This window comes from Curtobacterium sp. 314Chir4.1 (assembly GCF_900215175.1).
Taxonomy (GTDB): Bacteria; Actinomycetota; Actinomycetes; order Actinomycetales; family Microbacteriaceae; genus Curtobacterium; species Curtobacterium pusillum_A.
The window spans coordinates 330052-347128 of the sequence record NZ_OCMI01000003.1 but is presented as its reverse complement, the minus strand read 5'-3'; the positions used below and the strand labels follow the sequence as shown (position 1 = coordinate 347128).

General features: G+C 71.1%; 14 protein-coding genes. 9 read left to right on the top strand and 5 right to left on the bottom strand.

Annotation, left to right across the window (positions count from 1 at the left end):
* The first annotated feature begins 38 nt into the window (after nt 1-38).
* The 9 genes from CRP27_RS10610 (at nt 39) to gap (ending at nt 11075) form a co-directional block, all read left to right on the top strand.
* Complete coding sequence (locus CRP27_RS10610; protein WP_097180637.1) at nt 39-1250, top strand: alpha/beta hydrolase; 1212 nt, start codon at nt 39-41, stop codon at nt 1248-1250.
* Between the two features lie 89 nt (nt 1251-1339).
* Nucleotides 1340-3598, top strand: coding sequence for a transglycosylase domain-containing protein (locus CRP27_RS10605; RefSeq protein WP_097180636.1), 2259 nt, complete (start codon nt 1340-1342; stop codon nt 3596-3598).
* Between the two features lie 48 nt (nt 3599-3646).
* Nucleotides 3647-3946 (top strand): Asp-tRNA(Asn)/Glu-tRNA(Gln) amidotransferase subunit GatC, encoded by a 300-nt coding sequence (gene gatC, locus CRP27_RS10600; RefSeq protein WP_079238471.1) that lies wholly within the window; start codon nt 3647-3649, stop codon nt 3944-3946.
* An 11-nt stretch (nt 3947-3957) separates the two neighbouring features.
* Entirely contained in the window at nt 3958-5505 is a 1548-nt protein-coding gene (gene gatA / locus CRP27_RS10595) for an Asp-tRNA(Asn)/Glu-tRNA(Gln) amidotransferase subunit GatA (RefSeq protein WP_097180635.1), read from the top strand.
* Nucleotides 5505-7010: an Asp-tRNA(Asn)/Glu-tRNA(Gln) amidotransferase subunit GatB gene (gene gatB, locus CRP27_RS10590; protein WP_097180634.1), complete on the top strand. Its 1506-nt coding sequence runs from the start codon at nt 5505-5507 to the stop codon at nt 7008-7010. Before gatA ends, gatB begins: the two co-directional genes overlap by 1 nt.
* Nucleotides 7011-7104: 94 nt before the next feature.
* The gene (locus CRP27_RS10585) at nt 7105-8247 is read left to right on the top strand and encodes a type III polyketide synthase (protein WP_097180633.1); all 1143 of its coding nucleotides are present in this window, start codon (nt 7105-7107) and stop codon (nt 8245-8247) included.
* Nucleotides 8244-8966 (top strand): methyltransferase domain-containing protein, encoded by a 723-nt coding sequence (locus CRP27_RS10580; protein WP_097180632.1) that lies wholly within the window; start codon nt 8244-8246, stop codon nt 8964-8966. Before CRP27_RS10585 ends, CRP27_RS10580 begins: the two co-directional genes overlap by 4 nt.
* A gap of 45 nt (nt 8967-9011) precedes the next feature.
* Nucleotides 9012-9962 carry a GlxA family transcriptional regulator gene (locus tag CRP27_RS10575; protein ID WP_097180631.1) on the top strand — a complete coding sequence of 317 codons (951 nt, stop codon included), beginning with the start codon at nt 9012-9014 and terminating at the stop codon, nt 9960-9962.
* 108 nt (nt 9963-10070) lie between these two features.
* Nucleotides 10071-11075 carry a type I glyceraldehyde-3-phosphate dehydrogenase gene (gene gap / locus CRP27_RS10570; RefSeq protein WP_097180630.1) on the top strand — a complete coding sequence of 335 codons (1005 nt, stop codon included), beginning with the start codon at nt 10071-10073 and terminating at the stop codon, nt 11073-11075.
* Between the two features lie 268 nt (nt 11076-11343).
* On the opposite strand, the gene CRP27_RS10565 is transcribed toward gap, so the two are convergent.
* Genes CRP27_RS10565 through CRP27_RS10545 form a run of 5 tightly spaced genes read right to left on the bottom strand, consistent with a single transcriptional unit; the run spans nt 11344 to nt 17014 of the window.
* Nucleotides 11344-12429: an N-acetylglucosamine kinase gene (locus tag CRP27_RS10565; RefSeq protein WP_255257540.1), complete on the bottom strand. Its 1086-nt coding sequence runs from the start codon at nt 12427-12429 to the stop codon at nt 11344-11346.
* The gene (locus tag CRP27_RS10560; RefSeq protein ID WP_097180629.1) at nt 12417-13721 is read right to left on the bottom strand and encodes a 6-phospho-beta-glucosidase; all 1305 of its coding nucleotides are present in this window, start codon (nt 13719-13721) and stop codon (nt 12417-12419) included. Before CRP27_RS10560 ends, CRP27_RS10565 begins: the two co-directional genes overlap by 13 nt.
* 7 nt (nt 13722-13728) lie before the next feature.
* Entirely contained in the window at nt 13729-14622 is an 894-nt protein-coding gene (locus tag CRP27_RS10555; protein ID WP_101686008.1) for a carbohydrate ABC transporter permease, read from the bottom strand.
* A complete protein-coding gene (locus tag CRP27_RS10550; protein ID WP_217990735.1) occupies nt 14622-15668 on the bottom strand; it encodes a carbohydrate ABC transporter permease in 1047 nt (348 codons plus the stop codon). Before CRP27_RS10550 ends, CRP27_RS10555 begins: the two co-directional genes overlap by 1 nt.
* 2 nt (nt 15669-15670) lie before the next feature.
* Nucleotides 15671-17014: an extracellular solute-binding protein gene (locus CRP27_RS10545; RefSeq protein ID WP_097180627.1), complete on the bottom strand. Its 1344-nt coding sequence runs from the start codon at nt 17012-17014 to the stop codon at nt 15671-15673.
* Nucleotides 17015-17077: the final 63 nt, after the last annotated feature.

The window sequence follows — 17077 nt, the reverse complement described above, 5'->3', positions numbered from 1 at the left end:
CAACGGTACCTGAGGGGAATTCAGTACCTCGACCGGTCATGACCGGGGGACAGGGAACGGTCGACGACCTGGCCGTTGCGCACGGTCGCACGTTCCTCACCGACCTGACCGCGCTGGGGCGTTCCGACCTCCTGCGGGCTGGTCGGGACCGGAGCGTGCTCGCCACGGCGCAGGACGCACCGCCGACCGCGGCCGAGGTCACCACGTGGTGGGCCGGCCTCGACGCCCAGGCCCGCCAACGGCTCGAGACGTTCGCGCCGTCGGTCGTCGGGAACCTCGACGGCGTCCCCTACGCGGTGCGCGACCGGGCAAACCGCGCCGTCCTCACGTCCGGGCTGGCGGACCACGCGGCGTCGGCGGCGCGCACGGCGATGCTCGGGCAGGTGCGCGACTCGCTGCGGCACGACGTGGGTGCTCCGGACCGGTACCTCGTCACCCTCGACACCCGCGGGTCCGGCCGTGCGGCCATCGCCATCGGCGACCTCGACACCGCGGCCGACGTCACGGTCGTGGTGCCGGGCATGTTCTTCACCGTCACGGGCCAGATGCCGGACTTCACGAACACCGCGAACGACCTGTACAGCGAACAGGCGACGCTCGCCGGCATCGCCGCCCCGGGATCGGGCAGCGGCGTCGCCGTGGTGGCCTGGATGGGGTACCGCACGCCGGACCTGTCCAACATCCTGTCGCTCGGACTCGCCAAGACCGGGGCGGCACGGCTCGAACGTGCCGTCGACGGCGTCCGGCAGGTCCGCGACGGCGACCAGCCCCGCGTGAACATCGTCGCGCACTCGTACGGTTCGACGACCGCCCTGATGGCACTGGCCTCCGGGAAGATGCGCGCCGACACCCTGACGGTGCTCGGCTCCCCGGGGAGTGGCGTGCAGCACGCGGGCGACCTCGCGGTGGAGCACGACCAGGTCTTCGTCGGCGATGCGCACAGCGACCCGATCGCCGGGTCGGGCTACTTCGGCACCGACCCGGGGTCGGCGGCGTTCGGGTCCACGCTGCTCGACCTGGCCGGTGGAGCCGACGCGCAGGACGCCGGTGACGTGTTCCGGCGCCCGGTCGGGCACAACGACTACCTCAAGCCCGGCACGGCCTCGCTGCACGACGTCGCGCTCATCGCCGTCGGGCGGGGTGACCTCGTCCGCGAGCAGGTGCGTCGCGGCGAGGGCGGTCGGGACGGTGTGCCGCAGTCGCCGGACATGTACCTCGTCCGACCGCAGGACCTGCAGCCGCGCGACTGACCGAGCCTGGGTGGCAACCTGAACACCGGTGCAGCCTCGACTCGTTCCACGGCAGAACCAGTACAGACCGCCCCCATACGGTGCGGTGCATGCGTGTGGTGCGATGGCCTGGTGCTCTCCTGACGTTCGTCGCGATGTCGGCGCTGGCCGGCATGCTGGTGGCCGTCGCGGTGACCCCGGGGGTCGCCGTCGCGGGTGAGACCACGTCCGGCGCGGTGTCCTTCTTCGAGGACCTGCCGAGCTACCTCGACATCCAGACCCCGCAGCAGGTGTCCTCGGTGTACGCGACCAAGGGCGGGCAGCAGGTCAAGATCGCGTCCTTCTACGCCGAGAACCGCACCAATGTCGCCTCGAGCGCGATGGCGAAGTCCCTCAAGCAGGCCGCCATCGACACCGAGGACCCGCGCTTCTACGACGAGGGCGGCATCGACGTCGTCGGCACCCTCCGTGGCGCTGCCGCGACCGTCGTCGGCGGGGACGTGCAGGGCGGGTCGAGCATCACGCAGCAGTACGTGAAGAACGTCCTCGTCCAGCAGTGCGAGGAGCTCACCGGCAAGAACGCCGCGGACACCGAGAAGAAGATCGCCGCGTGCTACCAGGACGCAGCCGGGGTCACCCCGCAGCGCAAGCTGCAGGAGATGCGGTACGCGATCGCCGTCAACAAGAAGTACTCCAAGGACCAGATCCTCACCGGGTACCTCAACCTCGTCGGGCTCGGCGGCCGGGTGTACGGCGCCGAGGCCGGTGCCGAGTACTACTTCGGCGTGCACGCCAAGGACCTCTCCCTCGTGCAGTCCGCGACCCTCGTCGCGATCCTGAACAACCCCTCGAACCTGCGGATCGACCAGCCCTCGGACGCCGACAACGGCACGGCGAACGGGTACGCGGCGACGAAGGACCGCCGCGACTACGTGCTCCAGCGGATGTACGTGCACCACGACATCACCAGGGCACAGCTCGACGCGGCGAAGGCGACGCCGGTGACGCCGAAGATCACCGCCACCGCCAACGGCTGCTCGTCGGCCGCGACCGGGTACGACGCCGGCTACTTCTGCGACTACGTGCGGGACCAGGTCCTGCAGGACCCCGCGTTCGGCAAGAGCGCCGCCGAGCGCATCGCGACGCTCGACACCAAGGGGCTCGAGATCCACACCTCGCTCGACCTCGACCTGCAGGCCCAGGCCCAGACCGCGCTGTCGACCTACGTCCCCGCGACCATGGCGGGCGTCGACGTCGGCGGCTCGAACGTGACCGTCGAACCGGGCACCGGGCGGATCCTGTCGATGGTGCAGAACACCGCGTACACCCAGGGCGACAACGCCGCGGCCGGATCGACGGCGGTGAACTACAGCGCCGACAGCGGCTACGGCAACTCCGGCGGCTTCCAGACCGGATCCACGTACAAGGTGTTCACGCTGGCGGAGTGGCTCGCCACCGGGCACACCCTGTCCGAGTCGGTCTCGACGAGCGAGCACACGTTCGAGAACGCCGAGTTCACGAACTCCTGCCAGAACGTCAGCGGCGGGACGTGGCCGGTGTCCAACGCCGAGAGCGTCCCCGCGTCGATGACCGTCCAGGCGGCGACCTCGGAGTCGATCAACACCGCGTACGCGCAGATGGGCAAGCAGCTCGACCTGTGCAAGATCGCGCAGCTCGCCCAGTCAATGGGCATCCACCCGGCCTCCGGCGGAAGCCTCTCGCAGGTGCCGTCGTCGATCCTCGGGGTGAACGACCTGTCGCCGATCGACCTCGCCGAGGCGTACGCCGGGTTCGCGAACAGTGGTGTGGTGTGCACCCCCACCGCGATCGACTCCGTCACCGAGTCCGACGGCACCAAGATCACGCCGTCGCCGTCCTCGTGCACCCAAGGTGTCTCCTCCGACGTCGCGGGGACCGTTGACTACGCGCTGCAGGGCGTGCTCACCGGTGCCGGGACCGCTGCGTCGGCCAACCCGGGCGACAGCGTCCCGAAGTTCGCCAAGACCGGCACCACCGACGGTGACGTGCAGAACTGGCTCGTGGCGTCGACGACGAAGTACACGAACGCGACCTGGATCGGCAACGTGCAGGGGGGTGTCAGCCTGGCGAACTGGCCGTTCCTGCAGGGCACGACCGGGTACAGCGCGAAGTTCGGGGTCGGGAAGTCGATGATGTCCTACCTCGACCAGACCGTCGGCGGGGGAGCGCTGCCCGCGCCGGACCAGGCGATGATCGGCCAGGCGAGCCACGCGTCGGCCCAGTCCTCGGCGCAGAGCACCGGCACCGACCAGTCGACGCAGTCGCAGCAGCGGTCCCCACAGCAGCAGCAGTCTCCACAGAAGCAGCAGGGGAAGCAGAAGGGGAAGTGACGCACCAATAGACTGGTGGGCATTCCACGAACCGATCGACGGAGCACCATGCCTGACATCACGAGCGAGCAGGTCGCCCACCTGGCGAACCTCGCGCGTATCGCACTCACGCCCGACGAGATCGAGAAGCTGACCGGGGAGCTGTCGCACATCGTCGAGAGCGTCGCCAAGGTCGCCGAGGTCGCGACCCCCGACGTCCCCGCGACGAGCCACCCCGTGCCGCTCGGCAACGTCACCCGACCCGACGTGGTCGGGCCGACGCTGACGCAGGAGCAGGCGCTCTCCGGGGCGCCGGACTCCGACGGCGAGCGGTTCCGCGTGACGGCCATCCTCGGCGAAGAACAGTAGGGCGAAGAACAGTGACCGACGACATCACGAAGCTCAGCGCCGCGGCGCTCGCCGACGCCCTCGTGGCCCGCGACGTCTCGAGCGTCGAGGCCACCCAGGCCCACCTCGACCGCATCCAGGCGGTGGACGGCGACGTCCACGCCTTCCTGCACGTCAACCAGAACGCCGTCGCCGCGGCGAAGTCGATCGACTCCCGCCGTGCCGCGGGCGACGACCTCGGCCCGCTCGCCGGCGTGCCGATCGCGGTGAAGGACGTCCTGTGCACGCAGGACATGCCGACCACCTCCGGCTCGAAGATCCTCGAGGGCTGGGTGCCGCCGTACGACGCCACCCCGGTCGCGAAGCTCCGCGCCGCCGGTCTCGTGCCGCTCGGCAAGACCAACATGGACGAGTTCGCAATGGGCTCGACGACCGAGTTCTCGGCGTACGGCCCGACCCACAACCCGTGGGACCTCGACCGGATCCCCGGCGGTTCCGGTGGTGGCTCGGCCGCCGCGGTCGCCGCGCACGAGGCACCGCTCGCCCTCGGATCGGACACCGGCGGCTCGATCCGTCAGCCGGGTGCGGTCACGGGCACCGTCGGCGTGAAGCCCACCTACGGCGGTGTCAGCCGCTACGGCGCGATCGCCCTGGCGTCCAGCCTCGACCAGATCGGCCCGGTGTCGCGCACCGTCCTCGACGCCGCGCTCCTGCACGACGTCATCGGCGGGCACGACCCGAAGGACTCCACGAGCATCCCGGACGCGTGGCCCTCGATGGCCGCCGCTGCGCGCGAAGGGCTGCAGGCCGACACGCTGCGCGGCCTCAAGGTCGGCGTCGTGAAGGAGCTCGCCGGGGGTGAGGGCTTCCAGGCCGGCGTCACCCAGCGCTTCCAGGAGACCGTCGCGATCCTCGAGTCCGCGGGTGCCGAGGTCGTCGAGATCGACGCACCCTCGTTCGCCTACGCGATCAGCGCCTACTACCTGATCCTCCCGGCGGAGGCCTCGTCCAACCTCGCGAAGTTCGACTCGGTGCGCTTCGGCCTCCGCGTCACGCCGGAGAACGGCGCCACCGTCGAGGACGTCATGGCGGCCACGCGCGAAGCCGGCTTCGGCCCGGAGGTCAAGCGCCGCATCATCCTCGGCACCTACGCCCTGAGCGCCGGGTACTACGACGCGTACTACGGCTCGGCGCAGAAGGTCCGCACGCTCGTGCAGCGCGACTTCGCGGCGGCGTTCGAGCAGGTCGACCTGCTCGTCAGCCCGTCGGCACCGACGACCGCGTTCCCGATCGGCGAGCGCATCGACGACCCGCTCGCGATGTACCTCAACGACCTCACGACGATCCCGGCGAACCTCGCCGGCGTCCCCGGCATGAGCATCCCGAACGGCCTCGCGCCGGAGGACGGTCTGCCGACGGGTGTGCAGCTCATGGCGCCGCAGCGTGAGGACGCCCGCCTCTACCGGTACGGCGCCGCACTCGAGCGCCTGCTCGAACAGCAGTGGGGTCGTCCGCTCATCGAGAGCATCCCGAACCTCGACCAGAGTCAGCAGTCCGCTGCGCAGGAAGGTGTGATCTGATGGCGCAGAAGGACGCGCTGATGGACTTCGACGAGGCACTCCGGCTGTACGAGCCGGTCCTCGGCTTCGAGGTCCACGTCGAGCTCGCGACGAAGACCAAGATGTTCTCCGACGCGCCGAACTTCTTCGGTGGCGAGCCGAACACGAACGTGACGCCGGTCGACCTCGGGCTGCCCGGGTCGCTGCCGGTCGTGAACGCCCAGGCCGTGCGCTACTCGATCCAGCTCGGGCTCGCGCTCGGCTGCTCGATCGCCGAGTCCTCGCGGTTCGCCCGGAAGAACTACTACTACCCGGACAACCCGAAGAACTACCAGATCTCCCAGTACGACGAGCCGATCGCGTACGAGGGCGAGGTCGAGGTTGAACTCGCCGACGGAACGATCTTCAACGTCCCGATCGAGCGCGCCCACATGGAGGAGGACGCCGGCAAGCTCACGCACGTGGGTGGTGCCACCGGCCGCATCCAGGGCGCCGAGTACTCGCTCGTCGACTACAACCGCGCCGGTGTCCCGCTCGTCGAGATCGTGACGAAGCCGATCTTCGGCGCCGAGGAGCGTGCCCCGGAGCTCGGTGCCGCCTACGTGCAGGTCATCCGTGACCTCGTCCGGGCGCTCGGCGTCTCCGAGGCCCGCATGGAGCGCGGCAACCTGCGCTGCGACGCGAACATCTCGCTGCGCCCCCGCGGCCAGGAGAAGCTCGGCACCCGAACCGAGACGAAGAACGTCAACTCGTTCCGCGCCGTCGAGCGTGCGATCCGCTACGAGATCCAGCGCCAGGCCGCGATCCTCGCCGCCGGTGGGACGATCACGCAGGAGACCCGGCACTGGCACGAGGACACCGGTCGCACGTCCGCCGGGCGTCCGAAGTCCGACGCCGACGACTACCGCTACTTCCCGGAGCCCGACCTGCTCCCCGTGGTGCCGGACCCAGCCGTGGTCGAGGAGCTCCGGGCGTCGCTGCCCGAGGCCCCCGTCGCACGTCGCCGTCGGCTCAAGGGCGACTGGGGCTTCACCGACCTCGAGTTCCAGGACGTCGTGAACGGCGGTCTGCTGGACGAGCTCGAGGGCACGGTCGCCGCCGGTGCCGCACCGCAGGCCGCCCGCAAGTGGTGGACCGGTGAGATCAGCCGCGTCGCGAACGCGCAGGACGCCGCACCCGGCGACCTCGTGTCGCCGCAGCACGTCGCCGAGGTCATCGCGCTCGTCGAGTCCGGTGACCTCACCGACCGCCTGGCGCGCCAGGTGCTCGAGGGCGTCATCGCGGGCGAGGGCTCACCGGCGCAGGTCGTCGAGTCCCGCGGGCTGAAGGTCGTCTCGGACGACTCGGCACTCACCGCCGCGGTCGACGAGGCGCTGGCCGGCCAGCCCGACGTCCTCGCGAAGATCAAGGACGGCAAGGTCCAGGCCGCCGGCGCGATCATCGGCGCCGTCATGAAGGCGATGAAGGGCCAGGCGGACGCCGCTCGCGTCCGCGAGCTGGTGCTGGAGCGCGCGCAGCAGTCGTAGTCACGGTCGTACGGACAGGAGGCACGGGGCGGCTCCGCCTCGTGCCTCCTGCTGATCCTGGGGACGCGTCAGCGATCCGGTGACAAGATGGGTCGTGACCGCAACGATCCGCGCCATCGGTACCGCCGTCCCCGCGACGACGCTCGACCAGGGCCGCGTGCGCGACCTCTTCTCCTCGCAGCCCGGCCTCGGCCGACTCGGCAGCCGGCTGGTGCCGGCGGCGTTCGACGCCTCCGCGGTGGACCACCGGCACACGGTCCTCGACGAGCTCGACTCCTCGCGGTCGGGCGGTGCCTTCCGGGACGACGACGGCTCCCTACGGTCCCCGACGACCGGGGCCCGCAACGACCGCTACCGCGAACTCGCACCCCCGCTGTTCGTCGCAGCAGCCCGCGACGCGGTGGAGCGAGCCGGCGTGGCACCGGAGCGCATCACGCACCTCGTCACCGTGTCCTGCACCGGCTTCACGCAGCCGGGTCCCGACATCGACGTGGTCGAGCAGCTCGGTCTGCCAGCAGGCGTCTTCCGCCACCACATCGGGTTCATGGGGTGCTGCGCGGCCTTCCCGGCGCTGCGGATCGCCGCCGCGTTCACCGAGGCCGACCCGGAAGCGGTCGTCCTCGTCGTCTGCGCCGAGCTGTGCACGTTGCACGTCCGGGCATCAGACGACCCGGACCAGATCGTCGCGAACAGCGTCTTCGGTGACGGAGCCGCCGCGGCCGTCGTGGCGGCCGACGGCGCCGGGCTCCGGCTCGAGGGCTTCGCGACCGCGATCGTCCCGGAGGGTGCGTCCGAGATGGCGTGGAACATCGGCGACGAGGGGTTCGAGATGGTCCTGTCGACGGCGGTCCCCAAGCTCGTCGGCGCGCACGTCCCCGGCGCGGTCGCACCGCTGCTCGCCCACCTCGGCGCGCCAGCGGACGTCCCGGTGTGGGCGGTGCACCCCGGTGGACGCGCGATCCTCGACCGGGCGCAGGAGGCCCTCGGGCTCCCGGACACCGCGATGGTCTCGAGCCGTCGGGTGCTCCGCGAACACGGCAACATGTCCAGCGCGACGGTGCTCTTCGTGCTGCGCGACGCCGTCGACGCCGGCCTCGAGGACGGCAGCGGCGTCGTCGCCCTCGCCTTCGGCCCCGGGCTCACCGTCGAGTCGGCACGCCTGACCGCCGTGCGGACCGAGGCCTCGCCGGCGGTCGAACCACAGCGGGTGCCGGTCGCGACCACGGGAGCGGCGTGAGCGGGCGGGACGGAGCCGGCACGCGCCTCCAGGCCGTCGACCTGCGCACCCGCGCGCTCGACCTGACCGAACTCATGGACGACCCCGACTGCGACCCGCGCGCGCTGGCGCGCACGTTCCGCCGCTTCGCGCTCGTGAACGCACTCGTCAGCGGGTGGCGGGCGGCGTGGCGGACGCACGTCGCCCCCGCGTTGCCCGCGAACGGGCGGGGGCGGATCCTCGACCTCGGGTGCGGCGGGGGCGACCTCGCGCGGGCGCTCGTGCGGTGGGCCGCGGCGGACGGGTTCGAGGTCGAGGTCGTCGGTGCCGACCCGGACGCCCGAGCCATCGACGCCGCGCAGCGCTCCACGCCACGCGGCGTCACCTTCCGACAGCAGTCCAGCCAGGAGCTCGTGGCCGCGGGGGAGCGGTTCGACGTCGTCGTGTCGAACCACGTGCTGCACCACCTCGGCGACGAGGAGCGGCACGGGTTCCTCGCCGACTCGGAGTCGCTGGCGGGCAGCCGGAGCCTGCACTCGGACATCCGGCGCTCCACCGAGGCCTACCGCCTGTACGCGATCGGGTCGGCGCTCGTCGCGGCGGGCACCTTCGTGCGCGTCGACGGGCTCCGATCGATCCGCCGGTCGTTCACGCTGCCGGAGCTCCGGGACGCGCTGCCGACCGGGTGGCGGGCGGAGCAGGCGGCGCCGCACCGGGTCCTCGCCATCCGGGACGCCTGACGCCCGACGCCGGATGCCCGCGCTCGACGCGCTAGCGTCGAGTCCATGGCTTCGACACCGCTGCACCGCGTCGCGGTCCTCGTGCTCGACGGAGCGAAACCGCTCGACGTCGGGATCCCGGCCCAGGTGTTCTCGAACCGGCAGAGCATGCCGTACGAGGTCCGGGTGTGCGGTCCGCGGGTCGGTCGGATCTCGGGCGGGGACGGCCTCGCGTACGCGGTCGACCACGGGCTGGAGGCCCTGCAGTGGGCGCAGACGGTGTTCGTGCCGGGGTACCGGTTCCCCGCGGACACGCCACCGCCCGCGGACGTGGTGGCCGCGCTCGCCCGGGCCCACGAGCGGGGTGTGCGGATCGCCGCGATCTCCACGGGGGCGTTCGCACTCGCGGCGGCCGGGCTGCTCGACGGACGCCGGGCGACGACGCACTGGCACTACACCCGGGTGCTCCGGGACCGGTACCCCGGGGTCGACGTCGACGAGGACGTCCTGTTCGTCGACGCCGGCTCGGTACTCACGAGTGCCGGTGCGGCGAGCGGGATCGACCTGTGCCTGCACATCGTGCGGCAGGACCACGGGGTAGCGCTCTCGAACCACGTCGCACGGCGCCTCGTCAGTGCGCCGTACCGGAGCGGCGGGCAGGCGCAGTACGTACCGCGGAGCGTGCCGGAACCCCTCGGTGACGTGTTCGCCGCGACGCGGGAGTGGGCGCTCCGGCACCTGGCCGACCCGCTCACGCTCGAGGTCCTCGCCCGGAACGCCCGGGTCTCGCCGCGCACGTTCTCGCGTCGCTTCGCGGAGGACACCGGGTACACGCCGATGCAGTGGGTGCTCCGCGCCCGCGTCGACCTGGCGCGTGAGCTGCTGGAGCGCTCGGACCTGTCGATCGACCAGGTCGCCGAGCGTGCCGGCCTCGGGTCGGACGCGAACCTGCGGACGCACTTCCGGCGGATCCTCGGGACCTCGCCGACCGAGTACCGCCGCACGTTCCAGGACTGAGGCGACCCGCGCCCTGTTGGCGAGATCCTTCCGGAGGATGGCTTCCCTGCCACTGGAGCCGCGCCTCCAGGCCGATGAGCATGGACCGCGGAACGAAAGGAAGTCCGCATGACCCGCATCGCCATCAACGGCTTCGGCCGCATCGGCCGCAACACCCTCCGAGCGCTCCTCGCACGTGGGGGTGACGACCTCGAGGTCGTCGCCGTCAACGACCTGACCGCACCCGACACCCTCGCCCACCTGTTCCGGTACGACTCCGCGCTCGGGCCGTTCGCCGGCACCGTCGAGGTCGACGGCGACACGCTCGTGATCGACGGGCGACGCGTCCGCGTGCTGGCGTCCCGTGAGCCCGCGGAACTGCCGTGGGCCGAGCTCGGCGTCGAGGTCGTCCTCGAGTCCACCGGGCGGTTCACGGCACGCGACGACGCTGCCGGACACCTCACCGCCGGAGCCCGCCGGGTCCTGATCAGCGCGCCGGCGACCGGGGCCGACGCCACGATCGCCTACGGCGTGAACACCGACGTGTTCGACCCGGCCGCGCACACCGTGGTCTCGAACGCCTCCTGCACGACGAACGCGCTCGCTCCGCTGGCGTCGGTGCTGGACGACCTCGCGGGCATCGAGCACGGGTTCATGACGACCGTGCACGCGTACACGCAGGAGCAGAACCTGCAGGACGGGCCGCACCGGGACCTCCGCCGGGCGCGTGCCGCCGGGGTGAACATCGTGCCGACGTCGACCGGTGCCGCGAAGGCCATCGGGCTCGTGCTGCCGCGCCTGTCCGGGAAGCTGTCCGGCGACGCCATCCGGGTGCCCGTTCCGGTCGGGTCGATCGTCGAGCTGAACACCGTGGTGTCGCGGGACGTCACGGTCGAGGAGGTCAACGAGGCCTACCGTGCCGCTGCGGCCGGGCCGCTCGCCGGAGTGCTGGCGTTCACGGCGGACCCGCTCGTGTCGACGGACATCACGGGGCGGCCGGAGTCGAGCGTGTTCGACTCGCTGCTCACCCGGGTCGACGAAGGTCGTCACGTGAAGGTCGTCGCCTGGTACGACAACGAGTGGGGGTTCTCGAACCGGGTGGTCGACACGCTGGGGATGCTGGCGCGCGCGTAGCGCGGCCGCGCCGCGCCGCGCCGCGGCCGGCCGGCCTGGGCCGCGAGACTCGGCCTGGGCGACACTTCTCGTGCTCCGGAGCGCGAATTGTGTCGCCCAGGCCGAGTCTCGCGCGGCATCGGCGGCGCGCGGTGGCCACGGCCGGACTGTGGCGCGGAAGCGACAGTGTGCCGCCGATCGTCGGCGGCACGCTGTCGTTTTCGCGTGTCGGGCGGGCGGGCAGGAGGGAGGGCGGGCGGGAGGGAACCAGCCGGGCCGCCGGGCCGCGTCAGCGGATGAGCGCCGTCGTGCTCGCGAAGGAACGGGAGCGCACGGCCTCGCGGTAGCGGTCGAGTGCGGCCTCGTCAGCACCGACCGACTCCAGCGCCGCCAGCCCCGCGCCGAGCACCGGCGGATCGGTCACCCAGGTCGGGACGGCCCCTGGGACCCGCTCCGCGAGCCCCGACACCACCCCGTCCACGAGCAGCGGGTGCCGAGCAGCGAGCACCCCGCCGCCGAGCACGACGGGGACCGGGTGGGCGGTCGACCCGCCGAGACCGAGCCGCTCGAGCGCGACCCCGGCGAGCAGGACGATCTCCTCCGCCTGGCGCTCCACGACGCTCCGGGCCACCAGGTCGCCGGCTCCGGCCACGTCGAAGAGCACCGGGCACAGTCGGTTGAACACCCGCTGGTCGAGGCGGCCGAAGTGGATGGCCTCGGTGACCTCGCGGACGCTGCGGAGCCCGAGCGCCGCCGGCACCGCGTCGACCAGTGCCGTGGCCGGTCCGCGGCCGTCGTCGGCCCGGGCGGCGTGCCACAGCGCCCGGTTGCCGAGGTAGGCCCCGCCGCCCCAGTCGCCGGAGACGTCGCCGATGGCCGGGAACCGGGCCGTGGTGCCGTCGGCCCGGACAGCGAGCGCGTTGATGCCCGTCCCGCACACCACCGCGGCCGCGTCCGGCGACAGGGTCCCCGCCCGCAACAGGGCGAACAGGTCGTTGTCGAGGACGTGCGGAGCACCGCCGTCGGACTCCCAGTGCGCGAGCGCCGTGGTGGCGGCGACGAGCTCGTCGTGCAGGTCGAGCCCGGCCAGGTAGACGTGCGTCGTCCGGATCCGACGATCGCCGAGGTCGCCGACGACCCGGGAGCGGACGTCGTCGAGGATCGGTCCGGCGACGTCCCATCCTCGGGTCTGCGGGTTCGACCCCGGGCCGCGTGCGTGCCCGACGATCGCGCCGTCCAGTGCGATGGCGACGACGTCGGTCTTGCTCCCGCCGCCGTCGACGGCGAGGACGACGTCGCTCGGGTGCGGGGGGACCGGGGCCGGCGGCCGTTCGACCCGGGCGGTGCCCGACGGACCCCGGTTCAGCCCGCCCACGTCAACTGCTCCGATCGCGTCCACGGCAGGTGCTCCGCGTTCGCGGCCAGGAGCAGGTCGGTGAGCTTCTCGGCCTTGTCGACCTGTCCGACGAGGGGGTGTGCCCACATCGCCCGCAGCACGCGGTCGCGGCCTCCGTGCACGGCGGCGTCGAGGGCGAGTCGTTCGTACCCGGCGACGTGCGACACCAGACCGACCATGTCCGGGGCGAGCGGCGAGACCGGCAGCGGGGTGATCGCCTGCCGGGTGACGCGCGCCGGGACCTCGATGACGTGGTCGTCGGGCAGGAACGGGAACGTGCCGTCGTTCCGGACGTTGAGGACCTGCACGTCACCGCGGTCGCCGAGGATCGAGGACAGCACGTCGATGGCGGCCTCGGAGTAGTACGCCCCACCCCGCTGCTCCAGCTCGACCGGCTTCGTGACGACGGACTCGTCGGCGTACTTGGTCAGCAGTGCCGACTCGGTCTCCATCACGGCCTCGGCGCGGGTGCGCTCGTGGAGCTGTTCCTCGAGCACGACGTCGTGGCTGTAGAAGTAGCGCAGGTAGTACGAGGGGACGGCGTGCTGCAGGCGGATGAGGTCGGCGGGCATGTGCACGCTCTCCGCCATCCGGTCGAGGGCACCGGTGTCGGCGCCAAGCAGCTCGGCCAGCACGTCACGCTCGCCTGAGGCGTCCGTGACGTGCACGCCGCGTTCCCACGTGAGGTGGTTGAGGCCGACGTGGTCGAGCCGGACGGCCGACGGGTCGACCTGGAACTCCTTCGCGAAGCGCCGCTGGAACCCGATCGCGACGTTGCAGAGTCCGACGGCGCGGTGGCCGGCCTCCAGCAGGGCGCGGGTGACGATGCCGACCGGGTTCGTGAAGTCCACGATCCAGGCATCCGGCTTCGCGTGCTTCCGGACGAGCTCCGCGTACTCGAGCACGACCGGCACGGTGCGGAGCGCCTTCGCGAACCCGCCGGGGCCGGTGGTCTCCTGCCCGATGCAGCACGCCTCGTGCGGCCAGGTCTCGTCCTGCTGCCGGGCGGCCTGGCCGCCGATGCGGAGCTGGAACATGACGGCGTCGGCGTCCGAGACACCGGCGACCACGTCGTCGGTGACGTGGACCGTGCCGGGGTGGCCGGCGTGGGCGAACATCCGCTTGGCGACACCGCCGACGAGTTCGCGTCGGACGGGATCGGGGTCGACGAGCCAGAGCTCGTCGATGGGCAGCTGGTCGCGGAGCCGGGCGAAGCCGTCCACGAGTTCGGGGGTGTAGGTGGATCCGCCACCGATGACTGCGAGTTTCACTGTGGTGCTATCCCTTCACGCCGGTGAGCGCGATGCCCTCGACGAATGCCTTCTGTGCGAAGAAGAAGATGACGACGACCGGGACCATGACGACGACGGTCATCGCCATCGTCATCGACCAGTCGGTGCCGTGCTGGCCGCGGAACGTCGCGAGCCCGTACGCCACCGGCCAGGCGGCCTGGTTCTCGGAGGCGTAGAGGAGCGGGCCGTAGTAGTCGTTCCAGGAGTGGAAGAACATGAAGATCGCCGCCGACGCGATGCCCGGACGCGCCATCGGCACGACGACCCGCCAGAGCACGCCCCACTCGCTGCAGCCGTCCATCCGGGCGGCGTCGCCGTACTCCTTCGGGATGGTCATGAAGAACTGGCGGAGCAGGAAGATGCTGAACGCGTCACCGAGCAGGTTCGGCAGGATCAGCGGCCAGAGCGTGCCGGTGAGGTGCAGCTGGGACCACATCACGTAGACCGGCACCGCGGTGACCTGCGGGGGCAGGAGCATCGCGACGATGATCACCGTGAAGACCAGGTTCGCGCCCTTGAACTTGATCTGGGCGAGCGCGTACGCCGCCGGGACCGAGCTGACGAGCATGAACGCGGTGGCGAGCACGGCGTACATCGACGAGTTGCCGAACCACTGCGCGAGCGGCAGTTCGGTGAACACCCGGGCGTAGTTCGAGAAGTCGAACGGGCGCGGCAGGATCGACGCCGTCAGGGCCTGGTTGCTCGACATGAGCGAGGTCAGGATGACGAACACGATCGGCGCGATCGTCAGGACACCGAGCGCCACGAGTGCGGCGTGCTCGGCGATCCAGACGAGCAGGCTGCGACGCGGACCGCGCGCGGAGCCGGACGCCGCACCGCGGGGAGCCCGGGCGAGCGGGGACTGGGACACGGCGGTCATCAGGACTCCTCGGGTCGGAAGACGGAGATGCGGCGCATCGTGAGGACGAGCACCACGGCGGTGACCACGAACAGCACCACGGCCATCGCTGACGCGTAGCCGAACTGGAAGTTCGCGAAGCCGTGCTGGTAGAGCAGCTCGGTGTAGGTGAGCAGCGACGTGCCCGGGTAGCCGAGCTGCGCCGCGGTCCCACCGCCGATCGTCGCCTTGCCGCTGGCGACACCCGACGCGACGGCGGCCTCGGTGAAGTACTGCAGGGCCGCGATCACCCCCGTGACGGCAGCGAAGCCGATGACCGGCGCGATCGTCGGCAGCGTGATGTGCCGCACCTGTTGGACCCCGTTCGCGCCGTCGAGCGACGCGGCCTCGTACAGGTCGCGCGGCACGTCGAGGAGCGACGCCAGGAAGATGATCATGATGTCGCCCATCACCCAGACGCCCATGATCACGAGCGAGGGCTTCGACCAGGCGGGGTCGTTGAACCACAGGGGGCCGTCGATGCCGAACACCCGGAGGATCTGGTTGACCGGGCCGGTGCCGGGGTTGAACAGGAACACGAACGCGACGACGCTCGCGACCGGCGGGACCAGGGCGGGCAGGTAGAACAGCGTCCGCCAGAACCCGGTCGCCGTCTTCGCACGGCTCAGCAGCCCGGCCACCAGGAGCCCGCAGACGATCCGGATCGGCACGAGGATCACGACGAACCACAGCGTGTTGACGACCGCCGGCCAGATCTGCGGGTCCTGCGTGAACAGGAACTTGTAGTTCAGCAGCCCGACGAACTCGGGTTCCTGCAGCTGGTTGTAGCGCGTGAACGAGTAGAAGATCGACGCGACGAGCGGGTACGCGAAGAAGATCACGAGGCCCGCGAGGGCCGGGGCCAGCATCGTCAGGGCGACCAGACGACGGCGGGACTCGGCGGAGCGACGCCGACGTGGCTGGCTCCCAGGGGCCGTCGAACGCGACCCGGCGCTGGCCGGCGGCCGGGAGGCGCGGGTGGGCCGCGCCTCCAGGCTGCCGGTTTCAGGGGTGGTGACGTCCGTCATGGTCACGGACCAGCCAGCTGGTTGGCGTTGTCGATGTCCGAGTCGAGCTTCTTGAGCTTGGCGTCGAGGTCTCCGCCGTTCTGCTGGTACGCCTGCCAGAACTTCGTGAACGTGCCGATGTAGGCGGCGCCGTCCGCGGTGCCCGGCGACGTCATGGTGTCCTTGTTGCCGGCGACGTCCACGAAGGTCTTGTAGTTCTCGTCGACCTCGAGCTTCGGTGACTCCAGGGCCGAGGTGAGCGTCGGGATGTTCTTCAGCCCGTTGCCCATCGTGACCTGCGCGTCGGTGTTCGTCGACAGGTACTTCAGCAGCGCCCACGCGAGCTCGGGGTGCTTCGAGCCCTTCGCGATGCCCGCCACGTTGCCCGCGATGTACGTCGAGCCGTAGTTGCCGAGCCCGTCCATCACCGGGGTCGGTGCGGTGCCGTAGTCGAGGTCCGGCTTCTGGTCCTTGATGAAGGCGGTGCGGTACTCACCGTCGATCTGCATCGCGACCTGGCCGGTCTGGAACGCGTTGTCGGCGGCGAACTCCTGCCCGAGCCCCGAGGTGAAGGCCTTGAGCTTGTCGTAGCCGATCTCGTCGACGAAGCCCTTCTGCCAGGTGATGAGCTTCTTCCACGCGTCGGAGGTGCCGATCACGCTGTTGCCCTTCTTGTCGAGCCACGATCCGTCGACCATCGGTGCCCAGTGCTCGGGGGAGTTCTCGTAGAAGTCGATGAGCGGGTTGAAGCCGAGCTGCTTGATGGACCCGTCGGCGTTGTACGTGGTGAGCTTCAGCGCGTCGGCCTTGAGCTCGTCGAGGGTCTTCGGCGGCGTCGTGATGCCCGCCTTCGCCAGGAGTGGCTTGTTGTACATCAGAGCACTCACGTCGGCGAGGGCCGGCAGGGTGCAGCGGGTGCCCTTGTACTGCGTGTACGACTGCACGGCCTTCGGGATGTCGGACAGGTCGACCTTGTCCCGCTTGACGTACGGCGACAGGTCGCGGAAGGCGCCCGACGAGCAGAAGCTGCCCACGATCGCCGTCGAGTAGGACAGCCCGACGTCGATGTTCTGCCCCGACGAGATCGCCTTCTGGAGCTTCTCGTCGTCCTGGCCGGCGTGGATGTCGACGGTGACGCCGGGGTTCGCCTTCTCGAAGCCGGCGACGGCGCTCTTCACGACACCGGCTTCACGCCCGGTGAAGAAGTGCCACAGCGACACGGTGCCCTTGAGCTCCTTCGGTGCGGTCTTGTCGATGGCGTCGGCGCTGCTCCCGGAGCTGCAGCCGGCGACGACGAGTGCACCGACGGCGGCGATGGCCGTGGCGGTGAGGATCCTCGTGGCGGATCGTTTGGCGGAGGGGTGCATCAGTACTCGCTCTCTGGTCTCGATTCGGCGGCTGCGTTTCCGGGCGCGCCGAAGAGCCCTGGG